The sequence below is a fragment of the Streptomyces sp. NPDC054813 genome (assembly GCF_053611365.1).
The window spans coordinates 217,746-235,873 of record NZ_JBSHAF010000003.1 but is presented as its reverse complement, the minus strand read 5'-3'; the positions used below and the strand labels follow the sequence as shown (position 1 = coordinate 235,873).

General features: G+C 71.0%; 19 protein-coding genes and 1 tRNA gene. 4 read left to right on the top strand and 16 right to left on the bottom strand.

The annotated features are described in order from the left end of the window. Window positions 1–294: 294 nt before the first annotated feature. Window positions 295–951 carry an SDR family oxidoreductase gene (locus tag ACWGJB_RS07160; RefSeq protein ID WP_453379242.1) on the top strand — a complete coding sequence of 219 codons (657 nt, stop codon included), beginning with the start codon at window positions 295–297 and terminating at the stop codon, window positions 949–951. A 54-nt stretch (window positions 952–1,005) separates the two neighbouring features. On the opposite strand, the gene ACWGJB_RS07155 is transcribed toward ACWGJB_RS07160, so the two are convergent. Both ACWGJB_RS07155 and ACWGJB_RS07150 read right to left on the bottom strand, forming a co-directional pair. Beyond that, window positions 1,006–1,218, bottom strand: a complete 213-nt coding sequence (locus ACWGJB_RS07155; RefSeq protein ID WP_453379241.1) for a hypothetical protein — start codon at window positions 1,216–1,218, stop codon at window positions 1,006–1,008. Between the two features lie 360 nt (window positions 1,219–1,578). Next, a tRNA-Tyr gene (locus ACWGJB_RS07150) sits at window positions 1,579–1,660 on the bottom strand. 223 nt (window positions 1,661–1,883) lie between these two features. On the opposite strand from ACWGJB_RS07150, the gene ACWGJB_RS07145 reads away from it, so the two are divergent. Then, window positions 1,884–2,372 (top strand): YajQ family cyclic di-GMP-binding protein, encoded by a 489-nt coding sequence (locus ACWGJB_RS07145; protein ID WP_093499708.1) that lies wholly within the window; start codon window positions 1,884–1,886, stop codon window positions 2,370–2,372. Window positions 2,373–2,450: 78 nt separating this feature from the next. On the opposite strand, the gene ACWGJB_RS07140 is transcribed toward ACWGJB_RS07145, so the two are convergent. Beyond that, a complete protein-coding gene (locus ACWGJB_RS07140) occupies window positions 2,451–2,717 on the bottom strand; it encodes a GlsB/YeaQ/YmgE family stress response membrane protein (protein WP_453379240.1) in 267 nt (88 codons plus the stop codon). A gap of 188 nt (window positions 2,718–2,905) precedes the next feature. Between ACWGJB_RS07140 and ACWGJB_RS07135 the strand changes: the two genes are divergently transcribed. Continuing rightward, window positions 2,906–4,150: an APC family permease gene (locus ACWGJB_RS07135; RefSeq protein WP_453379239.1), complete on the top strand. Its 1,245-nt coding sequence runs from the start codon at window positions 2,906–2,908 to the stop codon at window positions 4,148–4,150. A gap of 30 nt (window positions 4,151–4,180) precedes the next feature. Here ACWGJB_RS07135 and ACWGJB_RS07130 read toward each other — a convergent pair whose 3' ends face one another. From ACWGJB_RS07130 to ACWGJB_RS07070, 13 genes are all read right to left on the bottom strand, one after another. Next, entirely contained in the window at window positions 4,181–4,753 is a 573-nt protein-coding gene (locus tag ACWGJB_RS07130; protein ID WP_453379238.1) for an SMI1/KNR4 family protein, read from the bottom strand. Window positions 4,754–4,864: 111 nt separating this feature from the next. Next, window positions 4,865–5,257: a YccF domain-containing protein gene (locus ACWGJB_RS07125; protein WP_453379237.1), complete on the bottom strand. Its 393-nt coding sequence runs from the start codon at window positions 5,255–5,257 to the stop codon at window positions 4,865–4,867. Further along, window positions 5,254–6,117, bottom strand: coding sequence for a zinc metalloprotease HtpX (htpX, locus tag ACWGJB_RS07120; protein WP_360489170.1), 864 nt, complete (start codon window positions 6,115–6,117; stop codon window positions 5,254–5,256). The genes ACWGJB_RS07125 and htpX overlap by 4 nt, the downstream gene beginning before the upstream one ends. 225 nt (window positions 6,118–6,342) lie before the next feature. Then, window positions 6,343–7,866 carry an NADH-quinone oxidoreductase subunit N gene (locus tag ACWGJB_RS07115; RefSeq protein ID WP_453379236.1) on the bottom strand — a complete coding sequence of 508 codons (1,524 nt, stop codon included), beginning with the start codon at window positions 7,864–7,866 and terminating at the stop codon, window positions 6,343–6,345. Then, the gene (locus ACWGJB_RS07110) at window positions 7,863–9,437 is read right to left on the bottom strand and encodes a complex I subunit 4 family protein (protein WP_453379235.1); all 1,575 of its coding nucleotides are present in this window, start codon (window positions 9,435–9,437) and stop codon (window positions 7,863–7,865) included. Before ACWGJB_RS07110 ends, ACWGJB_RS07115 begins: the two co-directional genes overlap by 4 nt. A 6-nt stretch (window positions 9,438–9,443) precedes the next feature. Next, window positions 9,444–11,438, bottom strand: a complete 1,995-nt coding sequence (locus ACWGJB_RS07105; protein ID WP_453379234.1) for an NADH-quinone oxidoreductase subunit 5 family protein — start codon at window positions 11,436–11,438, stop codon at window positions 9,444–9,446. Then, complete coding sequence (gene nuoK, locus ACWGJB_RS07100) at window positions 11,435–11,812, bottom strand: NADH-quinone oxidoreductase subunit NuoK (protein ID WP_453379233.1); 378 nt, start codon at window positions 11,810–11,812, stop codon at window positions 11,435–11,437. Before nuoK ends, ACWGJB_RS07105 begins: the two co-directional genes overlap by 4 nt. Next, window positions 11,812–12,453, bottom strand: coding sequence for an NADH-quinone oxidoreductase subunit J family protein (locus ACWGJB_RS07095; RefSeq protein ID WP_453379232.1), 642 nt, complete (start codon window positions 12,451–12,453; stop codon window positions 11,812–11,814). Before ACWGJB_RS07095 ends, nuoK begins: the two co-directional genes overlap by 1 nt. Next, window positions 12,450–13,001 carry a NuoI/complex I 23 kDa subunit family protein gene (locus ACWGJB_RS07090; protein ID WP_453379231.1) on the bottom strand — a complete coding sequence of 184 codons (552 nt, stop codon included), beginning with the start codon at window positions 12,999–13,001 and terminating at the stop codon, window positions 12,450–12,452. Before ACWGJB_RS07090 ends, ACWGJB_RS07095 begins: the two co-directional genes overlap by 4 nt. A 2-nt stretch (window positions 13,002–13,003) precedes the next feature. After that, the gene (locus tag ACWGJB_RS07085; RefSeq protein WP_453379230.1) at window positions 13,004–13,972 is read right to left on the bottom strand and encodes a complex I subunit 1/NuoH family protein; all 969 of its coding nucleotides are present in this window, start codon (window positions 13,970–13,972) and stop codon (window positions 13,004–13,006) included. After that, window positions 13,969–15,603: an NADH-quinone oxidoreductase subunit C gene (locus ACWGJB_RS07080; protein WP_453379229.1), complete on the bottom strand. Its 1,635-nt coding sequence runs from the start codon at window positions 15,601–15,603 to the stop codon at window positions 13,969–13,971. Before ACWGJB_RS07080 ends, ACWGJB_RS07085 begins: the two co-directional genes overlap by 4 nt. Then, entirely contained in the window at window positions 15,603–16,199 is a 597-nt protein-coding gene (locus ACWGJB_RS07075; RefSeq protein ID WP_453379228.1) for an NADH-quinone oxidoreductase subunit B, read from the bottom strand. The genes ACWGJB_RS07080 and ACWGJB_RS07075 overlap by 1 nt, the downstream gene beginning before the upstream one ends. Further along, window positions 16,190–16,600, bottom strand: coding sequence for an NADH-quinone oxidoreductase subunit A (locus ACWGJB_RS07070; protein ID WP_453379227.1), 411 nt, complete (start codon window positions 16,598–16,600; stop codon window positions 16,190–16,192). The genes ACWGJB_RS07075 and ACWGJB_RS07070 overlap by 10 nt, the downstream gene beginning before the upstream one ends. A 239-nt stretch (window positions 16,601–16,839) precedes the next feature. On the opposite strand from ACWGJB_RS07070, the gene ACWGJB_RS07065 reads away from it, so the two are divergent. After that, the gene (locus ACWGJB_RS07065) at window positions 16,840–18,045 is read left to right on the top strand and encodes a sensor histidine kinase (protein ID WP_453379226.1); all 1,206 of its coding nucleotides are present in this window, start codon (window positions 16,840–16,842) and stop codon (window positions 18,043–18,045) included. Window positions 18,046–18,128: the final 83 nt, after the last annotated feature.

The window sequence follows — 18,128 nt, the reverse complement described above, 5'->3', positions numbered from 1 at the left end:
CGTGGTGATGGCAGCGCGCGGGGGCGCGTGGCGTGGAGGCGGGCGTCCCGGCGGGCGAGCGCGCACCGGAGGGTGTGAGCAGGCGGGCGGGCGCCCGGGCTTGTGGGCGTTGGGAGGCGCGTTCGGGAGCGTGGACGCCTGCGTGCGGGTGAGTGCACGGGAGCGCGCGGCGCGCAGGAGCGCGCCCGCAGAGACGGCGTCAACCCGGCGGGCCGCTTCACGAGGCCTGCGCGAGCGCGTGGGGCGCGTGAAGTCGTGCGGCGGATGCGGGGCTTCGGGCGTACGGTCGGAAACATGCGCATTGTCATCGCTGGTGGTCATGGTCAGATCGCGCTGCGGTTGGAGCGGCTGCTCTCCGCGCGTGGGGACGAGGTAGCGGGAATCATCCGGAAGGCCGAGCAGAGCGACGATCTGCGAGCGGCCGGTGCCGAACCGGTGCTGCTCGACCTGGAGTCGGCATCGGTCGAGGAGGTCGCGGCGCATCTTCAGGGAGCGGACGCGGCGGTGTTCGCGGCAGGCGCGGGCCCGGGCAGCGGCACGGCCCGCAAGGAGACGGTGGACAAGGGCGCCGCGGTGTTGTTCGTGGAAGCGGCGGTACGCGCGGGCGTGCGCCGTTTCGTGATCGTCTCGGCGATGGGCGCGGACCCGGCGCACCAGGGCGACGACGTCTTCGACGTGTATCTGCGGGCCAAGGGCGAGGCCGACGCGTACGTCACCCGGCAGAGCGCCCTCGACTGGACGATCCTGCGCCCCGGTTCGCTGACGAACGAGCCGGGCACGGGCCTGGTGCGTCTGGAGGCGCACACGGGGAGGGGTTCGGTCCCCCGCGACGACGTGGCCACCGTACTCGCGGAGTTGGTGGACACGTCGGCGACGGCCGGTCTGACCCTGGAACTGATCGGCGGTTCGACGCCGGTCACGGTGGCCGTGAAGTCGGTGGCCGGGAACTGAACTCGCCGCCCGGCCGTTGGGACTTGTGACGGTGGCGACGGCCGGGCGCAGCCCTCAGAACAGCGGCAGCTGCCCGGGAAAGTCCGGCACGGCGTAACCGTCCAACGACGGCTGGGCCGCCCCGATTTGGGCTTGCCGCCGCGAGCCGGAGCAGGAGACCAGGTCGCCGGTGTCCCGTGCCCCGGGCGGGTCGTGCCGCGCGAAGCGTCCCGCGACGACGGCGATTTCGCGGCGGCACACCGGGCAGGTTCTACGTCGGGAGGACATGAGCCCAGTGTGCCCCGGGGCGTGACACACGTACCGGGGGCCACTGGCGTCCCGGGCAGCTGATCCGAGCGACCGCGGTGTCGCCGGCGCTCACGCCGACAGTGCGGTCGTGAGGGCGCACCGGTTGCGGGGGCCAGCCCCTCCGCGCCGGCCCCGCGGGGGCCTGCGACGGCGCCGGGGCACCAGTGTCGTCACGCGCGCTCGCCCGGCGCCCGCCTCCGCATTCCCACACACCTTCAGAAGCGGCCGCATCGACGCCGAGGTGGGGCACGTCTCACCTCCGCTCGACGCGCTCACGACACAACGAAGAGACCCCCTCCGATCTGTGTTTCCACAGTCCAGAGGGGGTCTTCCCCAAAGTGGCGGCGCCAGGATTCGAACCTGGGAAGGCGAAGCCGGCAGATTTACAGTCTGCTCCCTTTGGCCGCTCGGGCACACCGCCGGGGTTTGCCACCAAGTCGAACCGTTTTTCGGCGGTGCTCCCTGGCAACGACGTAAACAATACCCGATACCGAGGGGTGCTCCGCCACCCGATTGATCTGCGCTCGCGAGACGTGGGGTGGCTAGGCTGGTGCGGATGCGGCCCGGTCCCCACACCAGGCGCGGTCGCCGTCGCGCGCCGGAACGCATCCCGTTACGCCCCCCGATACAAGGAGCCACAGGACATGGCCGACTCCAGTTTCGACATCGTCTCGAAGGTCGAGCGGCAGGAGGTCGACAACGCCCTCAACCAGGCCGCCAAGGAGGTCTCGCAGCGCTATGACTTCAAGGGCGTGGACGCCTCGATCGCCTGGTCCGGCGAGAAGATCCTGATGCAGGCGAACTCCGAGGAGCGGGTCAAGGCCATCCTCGACGTCTTCCAGTCGAAGCTGATCAAGCGCGGCATCTCACTGAAGGCGCTCGACGCGGGTGAGCCGCAGCTCTCCGGCAAGGAGTACAAGATCTTCGCGTCGATCGAGGAGGGCATCTCCCAGGAGAACGCGAAGAAGGTCGCGAAGATCATCCGGGACGAGGGTCCCAAGGGTGTGAAGGCCCAGGTCCAGGGCGACGAACTGCGCGTCAGCTCCAAGAGCCGCGACGACCTCCAGGCCGTGATCGCCCTCCTGAAGGGCCAGGACTTCGACTTCGCGCTCCAGTTCGTGAACTACCGGTAGTCACCGTAGGCCGAGGCACGACGAAGGGTGGGCGCCCCCGGTACCCACCCATCTCCTCTGCTGGCCGCGGCCGGGCGCTCAGTCGCGTGAATTGCCGAAGAGGAGGCGGTACAGGATCAGCAGGACCAACGAGCCGCCGATCGCCGCCACCCAGGTCGCGCCGTCGTAGAAGTCCTTGGTGATGGGGTGGTCCAGCCAGCGGGCCGATATCCAGCCGCCGAGGAACGCGCCCACGATGCCGATGAGGGTCGTGCCGATGAAGCCGCCCGGGTCGCGTCCCGGCAGCAGGATTTTGGCGATGGCGCCGGCCAACAGTCCCAGGATGATCCAACTGATGATGCCCATGCCCTGAACCTGCCCTTCCGCGCTGTGTTCGCACTGTTCCGGCCCTGTGATTTCGTTCTCGGCCGGCTGTGTCGGACAGGCCGTCCGAGTCATCCGCAGATGGCCGTCCCGCGCGTGTTCGTGCCCTGTCGATGACGAGGACGCCATGGCGACACCTCGCGGTTGCGGCGATCAGTAGGGTGCGGCGCATGGCTTCCTCACCTCCCGGCCTGCGGCGCACGCTGGGCGTGCACGACGCCGTGGTCGTCGGTCTCGGCGCGATGATCGGAGCAGGCGTGTTCTCGGCGCTGGGCCCGGCGGCCCGCGCGGCCGGGTCGGGGCTGCTGCCGGGGCTGGCCGTCGCGGCACTGGTCGCCTACTGCAACGCCATGTCCTCGGCCCGCCTCGCCGCCCGCTACCCGCAGTCCGGCGGCACCTACGTGTACGGGCGAGAGCGGCTCGGCGCCTTCTGGGGGTATCTCGCGGGCTGGGCGTTCGTCGTCGGCAAGACGGCGTCCTGCGCCGCGATGGCGCTGACCGTGGGCGCCTACGCGTGGCCGGGGCAGGCGCACGCGGTTGCGGTCGCGGCAGTGGTGACACTGACCGCCGTGAACTACGGCGGTATCCAGAAGTCGGCCTGGCTGACGCGGCTCATCGTCGCCGTGGTCCTGGCGGTCCTCGCTTCCGTGGTGGTCGTGTGCCTGACGTCCGGGCGAGCGGACGCCGGGCGGCTGGACATCGGACTGTCATCGGGTGTGGTCGGCGTGCTTCAGGCGGCCGGCCTGCTGTTCTTCGCGTTCGCCGGGTACGCGCGGATCGCGACCCTCGGTGAGGAGGTGCGGGACCCGGCGCGCACCATCCCGCGCGCGATCCCGCTGGCCCTGGGTATCGCGCTGGTCGTGTACGCGTGCGTGGCGGTGGCCGTGCTCTCCGTGCTCGGCGCCGACGCGCTGGGACGGACGGGGGCGCCCCTGGCCGACGCGGTACGGGCGGCCGGGGTGCCGGGGCTGGTGCCCGTGGTGCGGGTGGGGGCGGCGGTGGCCGCGCTCGGCTCGCTGCTGGCGCTGATCCTTGGCGTGTCACGGACCACGCTCGCCATGGCTCGTGACGGCCATCTGCCCCCGGCGCTGGCCGCCGTGCATCCGCGTTTCGAGGTCCCGCACCGCGCGGAGCTGGCCGTCGGCGCGGTGGTCGCCGTGGCGGCGGCGACGGTGGACCTCCGAGGTGCCATCGGTTTCTCCTCCTTCGGTGTGCTGGCGTACTACGCGGTGGCCAACGCCTCGGCCTGGACACTCGATCCGGCCCCGCGTGCCCGCGTGGTTCCGGTGGTGGGCCTGCTGGGCTGTGCGGTGCTCGCCTTCGCGCTGCCGGTCGTTTCGGTGGCCACGGGGGCCGCCGTACTGGCCGCGGGCGCCGTGGCGTACGCCGTACGGCGGCGGGTGACGGCTCGGTAGCCGGCAGCCGCCCTCAGGAGGCCCGTTCCCTCAGGAGGCCTGCTCCGGAGCCGGAGCCGTGCGTATCCGGAGGTCGTCCCACGGCGCCAGATCCGTGCCCTCGTCGGTCTCCTCGTACCAGCCCGTGCCGTTCAGCCAGACGCACAGCCAGTCGGTGAGGGTGGGTGCGTCCACGAACCAGGCTCCGTCGGCGCCGTCGGCGTTCGGCTCGTAGAGCAGGACCGTCGCCTGCGGGGTGCGGCAGTCCACGCACGCGTACATACCGCAGCCCCAGTGGGAGATGGGCAGGACGCCCTCCGGCCAGGGCCACTCCGGGTTCTTGCGGCCGTATTCGCGGTTGGTGAGGTACTGGGCGACGGCGGCGGGTTCGCCGGAGGGAGCGGCGTCGAGCAGGGGCAGCAGGCCGTACGACGGGCCGAAGCCTCCGTCGCCAACCTGCTCGTAGAGCGCGGTGAGGAGTCGCGGCAGGGGGAAGCCCAGGGCCTCCCGGGCGCGGTCGAGGGTGGCTGCGTCGACGGGCGCGGGAAGTGCGGGCCAGCCCCACGGACGGGAGTCGCGGGCCTGTACGGCCACCCGTGTCAGCAACTGCTCGATCTCGGTCATGGCTTCATCATGCAGGCCGCCGCTGACAATCGCGGTGGCCTGTGGACAACCCTTGGCCCCGGTGCGGGCCTGTGGACAACTCGTGCGCGGCAAGCGCCGGATGAGGTGTGGTCAGCGGCTCGCGAACGGCTGGTCCGTGGGCACGATCTCGCGCCCCAGCGGAAGCAGGGAGACCGGAATCAGCTTGAAGTTGGCGATGCCGAACGGGATCCCGATGATCGTCAGGCACATCACGACACCGGTGACGATGTGAGCGAGGGCCAGCCACCAGCCCGCGAGGACCAGCCACAGGACGTTGCCGACACAGGAGGGGGCGCCGGCGTCCCGCCGCTCGACGGTCGTGTACCCGAAGGGCCACAGGGCGTAGACGCCGATACGGAAGGCCGCTACGCCAAATGGAATGCCGATGATCGTGATGCAGAGGATCACGCCCGCCAGCAGGTAGCCGAGGAACAGCCAGAAGCCGCTCAGGACGAGCCAAATGACGTTCAGGATGGTCTTCACTGCGGGCGACCTGCCATCTTCTCCAGTCGGGCGATCCGCTCCGCCATGGGCGGATGCGTCGAGAACATCTTGGACAGTCCCTGGCCCGGGCGGAAGGGGTTCGCGATCATCATGTGGCTCGCGGTCTCGATCCGGGGCTCGGGGGGCAGCGGGAGCTGCTTGGTGCCGGCCTCCAGTTTGCGCAGGGCGCTGGCCAGGGCGAGCGGGTCGCCGGTGAGCTGGGCGCCGGAGGCGTCCGCCTCGTACTCCCGGGAGCGGCTGATGGCGAGCTGGATGAGGGTGGCGGCGAGCGGGCCCAGGATCATGATCAGCAGCAGGCCGAGGAAGCCGGGGCCGTCGTCGTCGTCCGAACGGCCGACCGGGATCAGCCAGGCGAAGTTGACCAGGAACATGATCACCGAGGCGAGGGCGCCGGCGACCGACGAGATGAGGATGTCGCGGTTGTAGACGTGGCTGAGCTCGTGGCCGATCACACCCCGCAGTTCGCGCTCGTCCAGGATGCGCAGGATGCCTTCCGTGCAGCACACGGCGGCGTTGCGCGGGTTGCGGCCCGTCGCGAAGGCGTTCGGGGCCTCCGTCGGGGAGATGTACAGGCGGGGCATGGGCTGACGGGCCTGGGTGGAGAGGTCGCGGACCATCCGGTACAGGGCCGGCGCCTCGAACTCGCTCACCGGGCGTGCGCGCATCGCGCGTAGCGCCAGTTTGTCGCTGTTCCAGTACGCGTACGCGTTCGTGCCGAGGGCGACGAGGACCGCGACGATCAGACCCGTCCGGCCGAAGAAGCTGCCGATGACGATGATGAGTGCCGACAGTCCCCCGAGGAGAACTGCCGTCCTGAGTCCGTTGTGCCGGCGGTGCACGGTACGCCCTCCAAGTCGTGCGGCAGGGGAACCCTTTGCCTGCGGTGCTGCCTTCCGATCTGCGATGCCACCGGTGTCGTGGTGTCACGTCCAGTGGACCCTTCCGCACTGGTCAACGCCAGGCGACGGCCACTAGTTCCCTTGTGTCCGCTGTGCGCCGCGTGAGTCGTCCGGGTGAGAGCCGCGCCGTCGCGTGCGGTGGTCCGCACGCGCGCGTGGAGGGCGTCAGAACAGGCCGGTGGCGGCGAAGCGGAGCACCAGCTGGGGTGCGCCTGAGAGGGCGACACCGAGGGCGCCGGTGAGGGCGAGTGCGGCCGTGAGGGGGGCCGGGAGGCGGTGCTTGGTGGTCTCGCCTTCGGGGGCGCGGAACAGCAGGGCCGTCCACTGGAGGTAGTAGTAGAGGGCGATCACGACGTTGACGGCCATGACGACGGCCAGCCAGCCGAGACCGGCGTCGACGGCCGCCGAGAAGACGGTGACCTTGGCGAACAGTCCGACGAGGCCGGGCGGGAGTCCGGCCAGGCACAGCAGGAAGAACGCCAGGAGCAGCGCGGTCAGCGGGTTCTTGCCGTACAGGCCTCGATAGTCGGAGAGCCGGTTGAGTTCCTTCGTACGGCCGACCAGGGCGGCCACTGCGAAGGCGCCGAGGTTCACGGCCGCGTACATGAGGGCGTAGGCGACGGTGGAGCCGATGGCCTTCTGGGGGTCCTTGGCGTATCCGGCGGCGGCGATCGGCACGAGCAGATAGCCGGCCTGGCCCACCGACGACCAGGCAAGCAGTCGTACCGCGCTGTACGCGCGTGTGGCCTGCTGGCGCAGGGCTGCGACGTTGCCGACGGTCATGGTCAGGGCGGCCAGGGCGGCGAGTGCGGGGCCCCAGACGTCGGCGTACGACGGGAAGGCGACGACGGTGACCAGGATCAGGCCGGAGAAGCCGACGGCCTTGCCGACGACCGACAGGTAGGCGGCGATGGGGAGCGGGGCGCCGACGTAGGTGTCGGGGACCCAGAAGTGGAAGGGGACGGCGGCCGTCTTGAACGCGAAACCCACAAGGGTGAGGACGACGCCCGTCTGGGCGAGGGTGTGCAGCTGGCCGTCGACGTGTTGTATGCGGTCGGCGACCTGGGTGAGGTAGAGGCTGCCGGTGGTGGCGTACACGAAGCTGATGCCCAGGAGGCTGACGGCGGTCGCGGTCACTGAGGACAGGAAGAACTTCAGGGCGGCTTCGGAGGACTTCGCGTCGCCGTGCCGGATGCCGACGAGGGCGAAGGCGGGCAGGGAGGCGACCTCCAGGGCGACGATCAGGGTGGCGAGGTCGCGGGAGGCGGGCAGCAGGGCGGCGCCGGCGGCCGAGGAGAGCAGCAGGAACCAGAACTCGCCCTGGGGGTAGCGGCGGTTGCCGTCCTTGAGGGTGGTGACGGACAGCAGGGCCGTGAGCAGGGCGCCGCCGAGCACCAGGAACTGCACGACCAGGGTGAACCGGTCGGTCGTGTAGCTGCACGCGCGCGTGGCTGCCGTCAGGCAGAAGGTGCTGCGGTCGTGGTCCAGGAGCGGCAGCAGCAGGACGGCGGAGGCGGCGAGTCCGGCGACCGAGACCCAGCCGAGGAGCGGCTTCCTGGCCTCGGGCAGGAACAGGTCGGCGACCAGGACGGCGAGTGCGACGACCGCGGTGAGGGTGGGCGGGGCGACGGCGAGCCAGTCGACGGACTGGACGAGGTCCGCGGCCGGCGGCTGGGCCAGGGTGCTCATCGGGTGCCTCCTGCGAGGAGTTGCTGCACGGCCGGGTCGGTCAGCCCGAGCAGGGCCTTGGGCCACAGTCCGGCGATGACGGTGAGGGCGACGAGCGGGGTCCAGGCCGCGAACTCGTAGGTGCGGACGTCGGCGAGTTCCGGCATGTTCTGCGGTACGGCGCCCATGCAGACGCGGCGGACCACGGCCAGCATGTACGCGGCGGTGAGCAGGGTGCCGAAGGCGGCGATCGCCATGAAGGTCAGGAAGGCCGGGCGGCTGAGGTCTGCGGCGGGCTTGAACGCGCCGAAGAGGGCCAGCATCTCGCCCCAGAACCCGGCCAGTCCGGGCAGCCCGAGCGAGGCGACGGCGGCGAACGCGAGCAGTCCGCCGAGGCGCGGTGCCTTGCCGTACAGCGCGGCACCCGTCTCCTTGGCGAGGGTGTCCAGGTCGGTTGTGCCGGTACGGTCCTTCAGGCCGCCGACCAGGAAGAACAGCAGGCCGGTGATGAGGCCGTGGGCGATGTTGGCGAACAGGGCGCCGTTGACGCCGGTCGGGGTCATGGTGGCGATGCCGAGCAGGACGAAGCCCATGTGGCCGACGGAGGAGTAGGCGATCAGGCGCTTGAGGTCGCCCTTCGCGCCCCGTTTGGCCAGGTTCAGGCAGGCCAGGGACCCGTAGATGATCCCGACGACGGCGAATGCGGCGAGGTACGGCGCGAAGGTGCGGAATCCGTCCGGCGCGACCGGCAGCAGGATCCGGACGAACCCGTACGTACCCATTTTGAGCATGACACCGGCCAGCAGGACCGAGCCGACGGTCGGCGCGGCGGTGTGGGCGTCCGGCAGCCAGCTGTGCAGGGGCCACATCGGGGTCTTGACCGCAAGCCCGATCCCGACCGCCAGAACGGCGATGACCTGCACGGATGTGCTCAGCGACCGGCCGTTGTCAGTGGCGAGTGCCACCATGTCGAACGTGCCCGCCTTGATTCCGATCAGGAGCAGGCCGAGCAGCATGACGACGGACCCGAGCAGGGTGAAGAGGATGAACTTCCAGGCGGCCCGCGTGCGCCCCGCGCCGCCCCAGCGGGCGATGAGGAAGTACATCGGGATGAGGACCGTCTCGAACGCGACGAAGAACAGCAGCAGGTCGAGGACGGCGAAGCTGGCGAGGGTGCCGGATTCCAGGACGAGCAGCAGGGCGACGAAGGCCTTCGGGGACGGGCCCGCGGGCATGTTGAAGTAGGTGTAGAGCGCGCAGAGGAAGGTCAGCAGCGCGGTCAGGACCACAAGGGGGAGGGAGATGCCGTCGATGCCGAGGTGGATGCGCACGTCGAGTGCGGGGATCCAGCTGATGTCGGTCGTGGCCTGCATCCTCGACGGATGGTCGTGGTCGAAGCCGAGGGCGAGGACAATCGCGGCGATGAGGATCGCGCCGGTCACGGTCACGCCGTGGCGGAGCACGGCCTGCTCGGGTGACTTCCCCTTCAGCCCGGGCGGGGCGGGGAGCAGGGCGGCGACGGCGCCGAGGAGCGGGCCGACCACGATCAGTGCCAGAAGGAACTGCATCACGGACTCGTTGATATCGATCACGCCTGCTCACGCTCCCGTGGCGACGAGGAGGACGGCGACCGCCAGGACGACGGTGCCGGCGAGCAGCGCGCTCACATAGGTCTGGACATTGCCGGTCTGGGCGCGGCGTACGGCGGCGCCGAGCAGGCGGGGTGCGGCGGCCGCGCCACGGACGTAGGTGTCGACGACCTCGCGGTCGAGGAACTGGACGAGGCTCGCCGCGGCCAGGACCGGGCGGACGAACAGCACGTCGTACACGGCGTCCAGGTGGAATCCTTCGGCGGCGTGCCGGCGCAGCGGGCCGAGCAGCAGCCGGGCGGGGTCAGCCGGATCGGGTGCATAGGCCACGTCGCCGAAGGCGGGCTCGTGGGTGGCGATGGCCTCGGCCTCGACCAGTCCGGCGTCGCCCTCGGGGTGCGCGGCGACGGCGCCGATCGGGGCGCGGGCGGCCAGCGCCCTGGTGCGCTGCCATACGCCGTAGGTGAGGAGTCCGCCGACGAGCGCGAGGCCGGTGCCGAGGATCGAGGTGGTGAGGGTCGGGGTGAGGTCGCGGCCGTCGAACCAGCCGGGCAGCGACCGGTAGGCGAGCCCGCCGAAGGCGAGGGACGGGACGGCCAGGACCCACAGCACCACGGTCATGGACAGCGGCTGTCGGCCGTGGTCCGGGGCCTCGCTGCCCCGGCCCCGGAAGGCGAGCAGCCACAACCGCGTCGCGTACGCGGCGGTGAGCAGGGCGGTGACCAGGCCGGCGACGAGGACGATCCAGCCGGCGCTGCCGGGGGCGTGCGAGGTGTGGCCGGTGGCCGCGTGTTCGGCGGCACCCAGGACGGACTCCTTGGAGAAGAAGCCGCTGAAGGGTGGGATCGCGGCCAGCGCGAGGAGCGCCACGGTCATCGTCCAGTAGGCGTCCGGGACGCGTTGGCGTAGTCCGGAGGTGCGGGACATGACGGCCAGCGAGTTGGTACCGGCGGCGTGGATGACCACGCCGGCCGCGAGGAACAGCAGCGCCTTGAAGGCGCCGTGGGACAGGAGGTGGAAGACGGCGGCACCGCGGTCGCCGACGGCGAGGGCACCGGTCATGTAGCCGAGCTGGCCGATCGTCGAGTAGGCGAGGACGCGCTTGATGTCGTCCTGGGCGAGTGCGGCGAGGGCCGAACCGATCATCGTGACGGCGCCCATGGCGGCGAGCACGATCATCACGGCCGCACTGGCCTCGAAGACCGGAAGGAGACGGGCGACGAAGTAGACACCGGCGGCGACCATCGTGGCGGCGTGGATCAGCGCGGAGACGGGGGTCGGGCCCGCCATGGCGTCGGGGAGCCAGGTGTGCAGCGGGAACTGCGCCGATTTGCCCGCCACTCCGCACAGGAGCAGCAGAGCGACCAGTGCCGGATGGTGCAGTCCGCCGTTCGCGACGGTGCCGAGGATCGTCGTGATGCGGAAGGACCCGGCGTCGGTGGCGAGCGCGAACAGGCCGATCAGGAACGGCACGTCGCCGAGCTTGGTGACCAGGAAGGCCTTGATGGAGGCGGCGCGGGCCTCGGGGGTCTCCCAGTAGTGGCCGACCAGGAAGTAGGAGCAGATGCCCATGACTTCCCAGCCGACCAGCAGCACGATCAGGTCGCCGGAGTAGACGACCAGCAGCATCGCGGAGGTGAAGAGGGAGACGAGGGCGGCGTACGAGGCGTAGCGCGGGTCGTCGCGCAGGTAGCCGGTCGAGTAGATCTGCACACAGGTGGCGACGAAGGCGACCAGCACGGCGACGAGGGCGGCGAAGCCGTCGATGTACAGGGCGAGTTCGATCGGGACCGAGCCGGTCGGGGTGAGCTCGGTGTGGGCGTCGACGGCCCGGCCGCCGCCCTGGTCCACGGCGACCGTGATGGCCAGCGCGAGCGCGGCGAGGGTCGGCAGGACCGCGAGCGGGCGGACGAAACCGGGGGCCGTGCGTCCCACGAGCAGGCCGGCCGCGGCGGCGAGGAAGGGCAGGAGAGGGACGAGGACGGCGAGGTGGGTCGTGGTCACGCGGTGGCCTCAGCCTTCTCGTCGGCCGTCCCGTCCGTGGGCGTGCCGTGCTCGTGGCCCTCGGCGGTGTCGCGGAGCCGGTCGATGTCGGAGGTGCCGCGGTTGCGGTAGACGGCGAGGACGATCGCCAGGCCGATGCCGATCTCGGCGGCGGCGATGGCGATGGTGAACAGGGTCAGCGCCTGGCCGGAGTGCAGGGTGTCCCGGGCGGCCTTGCTCAGCCACACGTCGAAGGCGACGAGGTTGAGGTTGACGGCGTTGAGCATCAGCTCGACCGACATCAGGACCAGGATCGCGTTGCGGCGGGCGAGGACACCGTACAGGCCGGTGCAGAAGAGGAGCGTGGAGAGGACGGCGGGATAGGCGAGATGCATCAGCGGGCGCCTTCCTGCTCGATCGGGTGAATCCCGGAATCCGTGATCGAGGGGGAACTCTGTGTGACGGCCCGGCCGTTCACAGGGGGCGGGGCCGAGTCCGCCTTCGCCTTCCGGGACAGGACGATCGCGCCGACCAGGGCCGCGAGGAGGAGGACGGAGAGGGCCTCGAAGGGCAGGACCCAGTTCTGGAAGAGGCTCTCGCCGGTGACCTTCGTCGAACCGGCGGCGGGGCCGTCCAGGTCGATCCAGGTGGTACGGAAGGCGTCCACGACCACCCAGACCAGGGCGGCCGCGGCGACCACGGCGACGGCCAGCGCGGCCCAGCGGTTCCCGGAGTCGGCGTCCGGGGAGCGGCCGATCGGGGCCTTGGTGAGCATCAGACCGAAGAGAAGGAGGACGACTACGGAGCCCACATAGATGAGGACCTGCACCCAGGCGATGAACTCGGCGGTGAGCAGCAGGTATTCGATGGCGAGACCGCCGAGCGTGACCACCAGCCACAGGGCGGCGTGCACCAGCTGGCGGGTGGTGACCGTGACTAGGGCGGCGCCGAAGGTGACCAGGCCGACGAGGAGAAAGGCGATCTCCACACCGGTCGGGGACAGGAAGCCGTGCGGCGCCTGGGCGAGGGGGCTCACGACTCCCCCTCCCGCGGCTCGGCCTGCGCGGCCGTGAGCTTTTCGGCGGTCTTCCGGGCGGCGGCGATCTCCTTCGGTTCCTCCGCGCCGGGGTCGAGGGCGGGCGGGGCCGGGACCGTCCACATCCACTCGCGGAGCTTGTCGCGCTCGTGGGTGAGTTCGTGGATGTCGGTCTCGGCGTACTCGAACTCCGGGGACCAGAACAGGGCGTCGAAAGGACAGACCTCGATGCAGATACCGCAGTACATGCACAGGGAGAAGTCGATGGCGAAGCGGTCCAGGACGTTGCGGCTGCGTTCGCGGCCGCCCGGGGCCGCCGCCGGGACTGTCTCCTTGTGGGAGTCGATGTAGATGCACCAGTCGGGGCACTCACGGGCGCAGAGCATGCAGACCGTGCAGTTCTCCTCGAACAGGCCGATCACGCCGCGGGTGCGGGGCGGGAGCTCGGGCAGGGCGTCCGGGTACTGCTCGGTGACCGTCTTCCGGGTCATCGTGCGCAGGGTGACGGCCAGGCCCTTGGCGAGGCCGCTGCCGGGAATGGGGGCCACGGTTAGGAGATCACCACCTTGACGATGCCGGTGAGGGCGATCTGAGCGAGAGAAAGGGGGACGAGGAGGGTCCAGGAGAACTTCTGCAGCTGGTCCTCGCGCAGCCGGGGGTAGGTCACGCGGAGCCAGATCACGACGAAGGCGAGGAGCGCCGCCTTCAGGAGGGTCCACAGCCAGCCGAGGCCGTCGGCTCCCCACGGGCCGTGCCAGCCGCCGAGGAAGAGGACGGTGGTCAGACCGCACAGGACGACGATCCCGGCGTACTCGGCGAGCAGGAACAGGGCGAAGCGCAGACCGGTGTACTCGGTGTACGCGCCGAAGATGATCTCCGTGTCGGCGACGGGCATGTCGAAGGGGGGTCGCTGGAGTTCCGCGAGGCCTGCGACGAAGAAGACCAGGCCTCCGGTGATCTGCCAGGGCAGCCACCACCAGTGGAAGGCGCCGACGATGCCCGGCAGGGAAACCGTGCCGGCCGCCATCGCCACGGAGGCGGCGGCAAGCAGCATGGGGAGTTCGTAGGCGAGGAGTTGGGCGGCGGAGCGCAGACCGCCGAGGAGGGAGAACTTGTTGGCGCTGGCCCAGCCGGCCATGAGCGAGCCGAGGACGCCGATGCCCATCACGGCCAGCACGAAGAACACACCGGCGTCCAGGACCTGGCCGACGGCACCCTCGCCGGGGCCGATCGGGATGGCGAGGAGCACGAGCAGATACGGGAGGAGTGCCACCGCGGGCGCCAGCTGGAAGATACGGCGGTCCGCACCCGCCGGGACCACGTCCTCCTTCTGCGCGAACTTCACGCCGTCGGCGATCAGCTGGGCCCAGCCGTGGAAGCCACCGGCGTACATCGGGCCGAGGCGGCCCTGCATATGGGCCATCACCTTGTGCTCGGTCTGACCGACGATCAGGGGGAAGGTGAGGAAGACGACGAACACGACGAGGAGTCGCAGGCCGACGTCCAGGGCGTCGTTCACTGCGGGCCTCCTGGCGGGTCTTCGCGGGGGGCGGGTTGTTGTTCGGAGGTGACGTCGTCCGGGGTCGGGGCTCCAGGGTTGGGAGGAGCGTCGGAGGCCGGAGCATCGGAGGCCGGAGCGTCGGAGGCCGGGTCCTGAGGGGCGGGAGCGTCGGGGGCTGAAGCGTCGGCGGAGTCGGGGGGTGAGGTCTCAGGTCCGGCGTCCTCTGAAGCCTCGGCGTCCTCGGGAGCCTCTGAGACCTCGGGCGCGGCAGGCTTCGCCTCGGCCAACTCGGTCAGCTCAGTCGCCTCGGCCAACTCGGTCAGCTCAGTCGCCTCGGCCAACTCGGTCAGCTCAGTCGGCTCGGCCAACTCGGTCGGCGAGACAGGTTCGGTTGGCGTGACCGACTCTGTCGGCTCGGTCGGCGTAACCCGCTGTTCTCCGCCCCCGGGTTCGTCGAAAGCCGGGCGGGCGTGATGCCACGGGGCGTCGGGGGTGCGCGGGGTCGAGGGGCGGGCCGGGGTGGCCGGTTCTGCCGCCGGTGCCGGCTGCTGCGCGCGCTGCGACGCGGAGCCACCCGAGGCGCTACGTTCCCGGCGTGGCCCCCGGGGAGCAGCCGCCGTCGGCAACTGCTCAGACACGTCCCGCTGGGAAGCAGACCCCTCCCCCACACTCGGCCCCCGGTCCGGAGCCATCGGAGACTGCTCCCCAGAGGCGGCTCGCTGGGAGGCGGAGCCTTCGGTCGCGCTCCGCGCCCGGCGCGGGGTGGCCGTCGGCGGCTGCTCCCCGGACGCGGCCCGCTGCGAGGCAGACCCCTCGGTCGCACTGCGCCCTCGGCGCGGAGTGGCTGTCGGGTGTGGCCCGGTGGGCGACGCCTCCGCCGTGGGCGTCGGCGCGGTGGGCGATGCCTCCCCCGTGGGCGTCGGCGCGGTCGGGTCCGCCGCGTCGGCCGTCTGGCCGACCGAGCCCTCCGCTGCCGTGCGGGAGCGGCGTACCGGGCGTTCGCCGGTGGGGCGGGTCGGGCGTTCGCCGGTGGGGCGGCCCGCGGTGGCTCGGGCCGGGCGGGCGGGGGCAGCGGGGAGCTGACCCTTCAGGGGGCCCCATTCGTTGGGGTCGGGGACGCCTGGGGGGAGCATCTGGCGGCGCCTGGGGCCGCCGTGGTCGGACTCTCCGGGCTCCTTGGCGCCGGGCCAGGCCTTGGCGACGCGGGCCGCCAGGACGAAGTCCTTGCGGAGAGGATGGCCCTCGAAGGATTCCGGGAGGAGGAGATGGTCCAGGCCGGGGTGGCCGGAGAAGCGGACGCCGAACATCTCGTGGGTCTCGCGTTCGTGCCAGCGGGCGCCCGCGTAGACGCCGACGGCGGAGGGGAGTTCGGCGGCGGAGTGCGGCACGGTCGTCCGCAGGAGCAGGCGGCGGACCGGGGCGAGGGCGACGACGTGGGCGGAGACGCGAAAGCCGGTACCGGGTTCGTCGACCGCGCTCATCCAGTCGAAGAAGGTGCAGCTCAGGGTCGTACGGGCGGTCTCCAGGGCGGTGAGCCAGGAGGCGGCGGGGACGTCGACCGTGAGGAGCTCGTAGGACTCCTCGGCCGTGGCGTCCGGGCCGAAGAGTTCGTCCACGGGGGCGGGGAGCCAGCCGGTGGGGGCCGTCATCACGCGTCCCCTTCGGCGGCGGGGGCCGGTGGCCGCACCAGGCCGCTCTGGAGGGCGGCGGCGGACGGGCGGGGGGTGGCGTAGCGCTCCCCCAGGGACTCCGCCGCGATCTTCTCCTGGAGTTTGAGGATGCCCTGGAGGAGGGCCTCGGGGCGCGGCGGGCACCCGGGGACGTAGACGTCGACCGGGATGATCTGGTCGACGCCCTTGGTGACGGAGTAGGAGTCCCAGTACGGGCCGCCGCAGTTGCTGCACGCGCCGAAGGAGATGACGTACTTGGGCTCGGGCATCTGCTCGTACAGGCGCTTGATGGCCGGGGCCATCTTGTCGGTGACCGTGCCCGAGACCACCATCAGGTCGGCCTGGCGGGGGCCCGGTGCGAAGGGGATCACCCCGAGGCGGATGAAGTCGTGGCGGGCCATCGACGCGGCGATGAACTCGATCGCACAGCAGGCGAGGCCGAAGTTGAAGACCCAGAGCGAGTACCGGCGGCCCCAGTTGAGGACGACCTTCATCGGCTCGGGGGCGAGACGGGCGAGCGCGCCCAGCCGTTGCGGTTCCGGGAGCAGCACGGGCTCCGACGGCGTCACGTCCATGTCAGGACGCCCTTCTTGTATGCGTACAGCAGGCCGACGGCCAGGAAGCCGAGGAAGACGAACATCTCCACGAGCGTGGTGGCACCGTAGCCAGGGGCGGCGAAGACCGTCGCCCAGGGGAACAGGAAGATCGAGTCGACCGCGAAGATGACGTAGAGGAAGGCGTAGACGTAGTAGCGGACCTGGGTGTGTGCCCAGCCCTCGCCGACGGGGTCGACACCGCACTCGTAGGTCAGGAGTTTCTCGGGCGTGGGGACCACGGGGCGCAGCAGCCGGCCGGTACCGAAGGCGACGGCGACGAAGAGCACGCCGAGCAGGGCCAGCAGTCCTACGACCGAGTAGGACGCGAAGTAGTCCGCGGCGACGACCACGGTCGGTTCACCGTTCACCGTCTCCCACATCGTCCGTCCCCTCACTCCCTCGACAGACAGAGGGCCGGCCCGGCCCCGCGTCGTGACCTCAGTCAACTCTTGATTCGACGATCTGTACGCACGGGAGTCTAGGCCCTGATAAAGACACGGTAAGCAGCCCGTCACGCGGTGAGAAGTGACACCGGGGGCGACTGGTGGGGTTTTCCCCAGGGTGGCCCGGGCGGCGAACTCCATGGCATTGCGTCACGGCACACGGCACGCTGGCGCATATGACCGCACCAGCACCCCGTTCCCGCAGCCTGGCCGACGGCGACGAAGACCGCGACCGGCTGCCGCCCGTCCGCTACGCCTACGACGGTCACACCTGGAAGGAGATCGCGCACCTCCTGCTGAACCTGCCGGTATCGGTGTTCGGCTTCATCTACGTGTTCACGACGGTGTGGGTGAGCGGGGTGCTGACGATCACGGTGATCGGCATCCCGCTGCTCGCCGGCACACTGCTGGGCGCCCGGCAGCTGGGCAAGCTGGAGCGGGCACGCGCGCGTGCGCTGCTCGGGGTGCGAGTGGAGGAGCCGACTCCGCTGCCGTTGGGCAAGCGGGGTGGCGGCACTCAGCGGCTGTGGATGGCGCTGAAGGATCCGGTGGGCTGGCGGACACTGCTGTACGACTTCATCCGGCTGCCCTGGGGCATCCTCACCTTCTGCACCGTGCTGACGTCGTTGTTCGTGCTGTGGCCGGTGCTGCCGTTCATCGCGCGCGGGCTGGCGAACGCGGACCGGGCGATGGTCCGCGGTCTGCTGTCGCCCTCCGACGAGCTGGAGCGCCGGATCGCCGAACTGGAGTCGGACCGGGGGGTCGTGGTGGACACGGCCGCCGCCGACCTGCGGCGCATCGAACGGGATCTGCACGACGGCGCCCAGGCCCGCCTCGTCAACCTCGCGATGGGGCTCGGTCTGGCCAAGGAGAAGCTCCTGGAGGATCCCGACGGGGCCGCGGCGATGGTCGAGGAGGCACACGGCGAGGTGAAACTGGCCCTGCAGGAGCTCAGGGACCTCGCCCGGGGCATCCACCCGGCGGTGCTGACCGACCGGGGGCTGGACGCGGCGCTGTCCTCGGTCGCCTCGCGCTGCACGGTACCGGTCCAGGTGACCGCCGACCTGCCGTCCAGACCGGCGCCCGCGATCGAGGGCATCGCCTATTTCACCGTCTCCGAGCTGCTGCAGAACATCAGCAAGCACAGCGGGGCGCGCAGCGCCTCGGTCGACGTGTGGCGCACCGACGACCGGCTGTTGATCCAGGTGACGGACGACGGGCGGGGCGGCGCGAGCCTGGACGGCGGCACCGGGATGCGCGGGCTCGCCGACCGGCTGGGCGCGGTGGACGGCCTGTTCGTCGTCGAATCACCGGCCGGCGGCCCCACGACGGTCACCGCCGAGCTGCCCTGGCGCGACCGGTCGCAGCGAAGCAGGGGGTAGGGAAAACCCCCCGTTCAAGATGCCGACGGCCTCCATGGCTCGTGGACCTGCGGCACAGCAGGGTGGAGGTACGGCAGGGACAG